Annotated in this window: 1 protein-coding gene and 1 pseudogene; both read right to left on the bottom strand. The window is 65.6% G+C overall.

The window, feature by feature from the left end; genetic code table 11:
- Positions 1 to 1,181: pseudogene (locus D472_RS25825) on the bottom strand (transglycosylase domain-containing protein); the annotation flags it as partial.
- 270 nt (positions 1,182 to 1,451) lie between these two features.
- On the bottom strand, positions 1,452 to 2,084 hold the full coding sequence (locus D472_RS0117175) for a class I SAM-dependent methyltransferase (protein WP_017605707.1): 633 nt from the start codon (positions 2,082 to 2,084) through the stop codon (positions 1,452 to 1,454).
- Between the last annotated feature and the right edge of the window lie 241 nt (positions 2,085 to 2,325).

Below are 2,325 nucleotides of genomic sequence, written 5' to 3'. Positions count from 1 at the left end.
CCCGCCGCCGTAGCCGCAGTGGTTCCTTCCGTTCCCGAGTCGGAGGCCTCGCCTTCCTCCGTCCGGTCCGAGACGTAGTCGGACATCCGCTGGGCCCGCGGCCACATCGTGTCGTCAGAGGACGTGGAAGCGGCGTCCACGGAGGAGGACGTGGAGTCCGGCTCCACGGAAGGTTCGTCCACGGAGTCCGTCGTGGGGCCGTGTGACCCTTGACCTGCCTCCTGGGACTCCTCTGCCGGCGCCGGGGCATCGAAGGGGACCGCGTCCGCGCTCGGGGCGGGCATGGCCTCGGTGGGCGAGCTCTCCTGAGCGGCTTCGTCGGGCTCCGCGGCCTCGTCGGCTTCGTCTCGTGACGCTTCGAAGGGCTTGGTCCGGGGCCCCGTGGCGGCTTCTGCCGCGGCCACCGGGGAGTCCACGCCGGCCGACCCCGCAGGGCTATCGGTGTTCTCGGAGTCCCGCGCTTCCTCGGGGTCCCGATCGATGTTCGGCAGCGGGAAGACACCGGTCGCCTCGGAATCGGGATCGCTCCCCTCCTCCGCCTCCCCATCCTTTGCGGTCCCCTGGGCGGAGGCAACGCTCTCCGTGCGTTCCTCCTCGTCCTCGGCACCCTCCTCACTCACAGATCCGGTGACCGGCGGCTCGGAGGACCCAGCAGAGGAGTCGGTGCCGTCCCCAGAGAAATCAGCATCGTCCGCGTTCGGTTCGGAATCGGGCGCGGTGTCGGCGACCTCCGTGTCCTCTGCCTCCTTCCCGAGATCGGCCGACCGCGTGCTCGACCCATCGGTTTCGGAAGAAGGCGTGCTCGTATCCCCGTCCTCGGCGCTCAGCTCCGAGGACGGTACGTCCTCCAGCTCGAATCCCTGCTCCGCCAGGGTCTGGGCCACCCGGTCACGAAAGAACGTGCCGCTGGTCTTGAAAGCGACGGCCCCGCCGATGAATTCCGGTTCGGGCGGACCCTCACCTACGGGGTTCTCCTCGGCGCCCTCGCCAGATGATCCGTCGGATTGATCCTCATCGGTCACGGGTACTTCGCCCTGGGGCGTCGCCTGACTGGACAGCTCCTCAGCAGAGGTGTCGTTCGTCTCCGGCGTGTTCGAGTCGGGACGCTGTCCATCCGTCCCGCCATCGCCGTGTGTGCTCTCGCTCAGCTCCCCGCCCCCATGGCAAATCACGTCCGGCACCGTGCCGTCCTGGTATTTGACGCGCAAGTGCCCCTGATCGGTTCAGTTCGAGTCAGGACTGAAGCGGTATCCCGGGGAAAATCGCCACCATCGCTCCACCCTCCCCGCCACGATACCCGCCCGTAACCGTGTCAAGGCCGAATCCGTAACCGGTCAGTGACTTCTGACCGGAGTTCACCCGGTAATGGCGTGTCACATGGTGACCCATCGGACACCATGTGACACCGAGTCGAGGGGCCCATCCATGATGGTCGGATGGAACCCGCGAGCTCAGGAGGTCCGTTCCAGGACACGCATGGAGCCGACCACACGCGTCTCCTTGAATCGACCGGTCTCCAGAGCCCGGCAGTAGATGTTGTAGGGCGGCCGGCCCCCATCCTCGGGGTTGGGAAAGACATCGTGGATCACGAGTGCGCCACCCACCGCGATGTGCGGGGTCCAGCCTTCGTAGTCGTTCTGGGCGGCCTCCTCGCTGTGACCGCCATCGATGAAGAGCATTCCGAGCTCTGTACCCCAGACCGAGGCGACCTTGGTGGAGGCACCGGCGATCGCGATGACCTCCTCGTCCAAGCCCGCTCGAGTGATGGTCCGGCGAAAGTGCGGAAGCGTGTCGAACTTGCCCGTGACCGGGTCGATGAGGGTGGGGTCGTGGTACTCCCAGCCTTCCTGGTGTTCCTCCGAACCCCGGTGGTGGTCAACGGTGATGACCTTCACCCCACTGACACGGGCGGCGGCTCCCAAGAACACCGTGGATTTGCCGCAGTAGGTACCGATCTCCACGATCGGGCCACGATCGGCATAAGCCAGGGCCGTCTCGTACAGGACCAAGCCCTCATCAGTGGGCATGAAGCCCTTCGCCGCTTCAGCGGCGGCCAGCAACTCCGCCGGAATTGTCTTCGTCATGACGAAATTCTCCCATTCCCCGGTCCGGAGTCGCTCACTGGACCACGTCAGATGGGGTAGCCAGAGGAGGCGAGAAGAGGGAGCAGGTGAGGAAGGCCGAGAGGAAGAAGCGGAGAACGTTCGACCATGCCCACGACGAGGGCCACCTGAAGACTAAAAAGAGATCCCGACCGGGGGCAAAGCACAAAAAAAGGGGGGGGTCCGTAATACGGACCCCCCTCACAAAAAACCGTGGCAGCAA

The sequence above is a fragment of the Nocardiopsis alkaliphila YIM 80379 genome (assembly GCF_000341005.1).
Lineage (GTDB): Bacteria > Actinomycetota > Actinomycetes > Streptosporangiales > Streptosporangiaceae > Nocardiopsis > Nocardiopsis alkaliphila.
The sequence above is the reverse complement of the archived record's forward strand: the minus strand, read 5'-3'. Positions and strand labels throughout refer to the sequence as shown.

What these genes read in the sequence shown, in the direction of transcription:
- D472_RS0117175 (WP_017605707.1), bottom strand. Translation starts at nt 2,084, where the DNA reads ATGACGAAGACAATTCCGGCGGAGTTGCTGGCCGCCGCTGAAGCGGCG.